Origin of the sequence: Amycolatopsis sp. SID8362, from assembly GCF_010550475.1 — a bacterium.
Classification (GTDB): domain Bacteria; phylum Actinomycetota; class Actinomycetes; order Mycobacteriales; family Pseudonocardiaceae; genus Amycolatopsis; species Amycolatopsis eburnea.
In genome coordinates, this window is record NZ_JAAGNB010000925.1 from 1 (window position 1) to 3,358 (window position 3,358).

Here is a 3,358-nt window from a genome sequence, read left to right on the forward strand (position 1 = left end):
GAAGAGCACGGCGGCGAGCAGCAGGGTGCAGACGGCGACGCTCGCCGGGCCGTACGGGACGTGCGCGATGGCGAGCCACGGACCGGCCAGGCCGGTGATGGCGTAGCTGAGCAGCGGCGCGAGCCCGGCCAGGGCCCAGCCGCGCAGGCCGGCGGCCCACCCGACGACCCCGCCGGGGACCGCCAGCACGGCCAGGTAGGTGGCCACCGCGGCGAAGTAGCTCCAGAAGTCCTCGGGTGCAGGCACTGCTTTCCAGGTGTGTCGTAGGCCGAAATGTGATAGTCGGGTGCGGGCCGGGTCAGCGACCTGCGTACCCTCGACGCCCGTGAGCGCGCACACGAACCCCGCACAGATTACTGAAGACGATTTCGCAGGTTACGACCTCGTCGTCGTCGGGTCCGGTTTCTTCGGCCTGACCGTCGCCGAACGGGCCGCGGCCGAGCTGGGCAAGAAGGTCCTCGTCCTCGAGCGGCGCAGCCACATCGGCGGCAACGCCTACTCCGAGGCCGAGCCGGAGACCGGGATCGAGGTGCACAAGTACGGTGCGCACCTGTTCCACACGTCGAACAAGCGCGTCTGGGAGTACGTGAACCGCTTCACCGAGTTCACGAACTACCAGCACCGCGTGTTCGCGCGGGTCAAGGACCAGGTCTACTCGTTCCCGATGAACCTCGGCCTGATCAACCAGTTCTTCGGCAAGTCGCACACCCCGGACGAGGCCCGCGAGCTGATCGCGAAGCAGGCGTCGGAGTTCGAGACCTCCGCCGCGCAGAACCTCGAGGAGAAGGCGATCTCGCTGATCGGCCGTCCCCTCTACGAGGCGTTCATCAAGGGCTACACGGCGAAGCAGTGGGAGAACGACCCCAAGAACCTGGGCGAGAACATCATCACGCGCCTGCCGGTCCGCTACAACTTCGACAACCGGTACTTCAACGACACCTACGAGGGCCTGCCCGTCAACGGGTACACCGCGTGGCTCGAGAAGATGGCCGAGCACGAGAACATCGAGATCCGCCTGAACGTCGACTACTTCGACGTCCGCGAGCACATCCCGGCGGGCACCCCGACCGTCTACACCGGGCCGCTGGACCGCTACTTCGGCTACTCGGCGGGCAAGTTCACCTGGCGCACCGTCGACTTCGAGTCCGAGGTCGCCGAGACCGGCGACTTCCAGGGCACCTCGGTCGTCAACTACAACGACCAGGAAGTCCCGTACACCCGGATCATCGAGTTCCGCCACTTCCACCCGGAGCGGGACTACCCGAAGGACAAGACGGTCATCTTCCGCGAGTACTCGCGCTTCGCGGGCGAGGAAGACGAGCCGTACTACCCGATCAACACGCCGGACAACCGCGAGAAGCTCGAGGCCTACCGCGAGCTGGCCAAGGTCGAGGCGCGCGAGAAGAACGTGCTGTTCGGCGGCCGCCTCGGCACGTACAAGTACCTCGACATGCACATGGCCATCGGCTCGGCGCTGTCGGCGTTCGACAACAAGATCGCCCCGCACCTGACCGACGGCGCGCCGCTCGACGGGTCCCTCGATGCTTGAGAAGGGGAGCCCGACGGGCGAGGTCGCGGTCCTGGCGAAGGCGCAGGGCTTTCTGAAGAGTGAAGCTTCGGTGAAGGCCGCGCGCGGCATGTCCCACTTCGGGGAGCACGCGCTGGGCTGGTTCGGCCTGGGCGTTCTCGGTGCCGTGGTCGACAAGAAGCGGCGCAAGGACTGGCTGATCGCCTCGGCGGGAGTCGTCGGCGCGCACGCCGCGTCGATCGCGGTGAAACGCGTGGTCAGGCGGCCGCGACCGGACCACCCGAGCGTCGAGGTACTGGTCGGCACGCCGAGCAAGCTGAGCTTCCCGTCGTCGCACGCGACGTCCACTACGGCGGCGGCGGTGCTCTACTCCGGATTGACCGGGCGTAACCTGGTGCCCGCCCTGGTACCGCCGATGCTGGCCTCGAGGCTCGTGCTCGGCGTTCACTATCCGACAGACGTTTTGGCCGGTGCAGCTCTCGGGGGGCTCGTCGGTGGTCTGATACGACGGAAGCTGAAGAAGAACCCATGAGCGAAACGACCGAGCAGCGACCCAGCGAGGAAACGGCCGTGACGCCGGAGACGCCGGAGACCCCTGCGTCACCCGGTCGCTTCGGCCTGGTGGGCGGCGTCATCAAGACGGCGCGGCCGCGCCAGTGGGTGAAGAACGTGCTGGTCTTCGCGGCCCCGTTCTTCGCGTTCTCGAAGTCGACCGACCGCACCGGTCTCCTGATCGACGCGATCATCGCCTTCGTGGCCTTCTCCCTGACCGCGAGCTCGGTCTACCTGATCAACGACGCCATCGACGTCGAGGCCGACCGGGCCCACCCGACCAAGCGCAACCGGCCGATCGCGGCCGGCATCGTGCCGGTCCCCGTCGCGTACGGGGCCGCGGTCGTGTTCTTCCTGGCCGGCCTCGGCGTGTCGTTCTTCGCGAGCTGGCAGCTGGCGGTCGTGCTGGCCGTGTACGAAGCCGTCCAGCTGGGCTACTGCTTCGGCCTCAAGCACCAGCCGGTGGTCGACCTGGCCATCGTCGGCTCGGGCTTCCTGATGCGCTCGATCGCCGGTGGTGTGGCGGGCGGCATCGCGCTGTCCCAGTGGTTCCTGCTGGTCACGGCGTTCGGCTCGCTGTTCATGGTGGCGGGCAAGCGCTACGCGGAGATCATGCTGTTCGAGCGCACCGGGGCGAAGATCCGCTCGTCCCTGAAGAAGTACTCGGCCAGCTACCTGCGCTTCGTCTGGGCGACGTCGGCGGCGATCCTGATCATGTCGTACTGCCTCTGGGCGTTCGAGATCCGCCAGACCGAGCACAACTCGGTGTGGGCGCTCATCTCGATGGTCCCGTTCGTGGTGGCGGTGCTCCGGTACGCGGTCGACGTCGACGGCGGCATCGCGGGCGAGCCCGAGGAGATCGCGCTCAAGGACCGCATCCTGCAGGTCCTCGGCGCGACCTGGGTGATCACGCTGTTCCTGGCGTTCTACTTGTGACGTCTCATGGCGGATCGACAGGTTCGTTTCAGCTGAAACACAGCTGACGGGCGCACCCTGAGGTGGTGGGGGCGGGCACTGCGCCCGTCCCCGTGACCACAGGAGCGACGATGAACGACCAGCCGCGCGAGGAGCAGGCCCCGCAGGGAGCCGACCAGCCCACCGTCGAGCAGCCGACCACCCCGTCGGCGGGGTCGGTGCCGCCCGCCCAGACCACGGCAGCTTCGAGCGAACCGGCGGCGGCTCCGGCCGACCAGACGGCGGTCCTGGGCCAGCCCGCCACCCCGGCAGCCGAGGGCGGCACCGCGCAGGCCTCGGCAGCCGAGCAGACCGCGGTCCTGG

4 protein-coding genes and 1 pseudogene are annotated in these 3,358 nt (G+C 68.1%); 4 read left to right on the top strand and 1 reads right to left on the bottom strand.

The annotated features are described in order from the left end of the window. The coding region (locus G3I65_RS28840) for a DUF6541 family protein (protein ID WP_345944091.1) at nucleotides 1–246 on the bottom strand (246 nt) is incomplete at its 3' end. Nucleotides 247–325: 79 nt separating this feature from the next. On the opposite strand from G3I65_RS28840, the gene glf reads away from it, so the two are divergent. The 4 genes and pseudogenes from glf to G3I65_RS28860 form a co-directional block, all read left to right on the top strand. Beyond that, the gene (glf, locus tag G3I65_RS28845; RefSeq protein WP_160698895.1) at nucleotides 326–1,549 is read left to right on the top strand and encodes a UDP-galactopyranose mutase; all 1,224 of its coding nucleotides are present in this window, start codon (nucleotides 326–328) and stop codon (nucleotides 1,547–1,549) included. Further along, a complete protein-coding gene (locus tag G3I65_RS28850; RefSeq protein WP_160698896.1) occupies nucleotides 1,542–2,060 on the top strand; it encodes a phosphatase PAP2 family protein in 519 nt (172 codons plus the stop codon). Before glf ends, G3I65_RS28850 begins: the two co-directional genes overlap by 8 nt. Beyond that, a complete protein-coding gene (locus tag G3I65_RS28855; RefSeq protein ID WP_160698897.1) occupies nucleotides 2,057–3,016 on the top strand; it encodes a decaprenyl-phosphate phosphoribosyltransferase in 960 nt (319 codons plus the stop codon). Before G3I65_RS28850 ends, G3I65_RS28855 begins: the two co-directional genes overlap by 4 nt. 110 nt (nucleotides 3,017–3,126) lie before the next feature. Then, nucleotides 3,127–3,358: pseudogene (locus G3I65_RS28860) on the top strand (hypothetical protein); the annotation flags it as partial.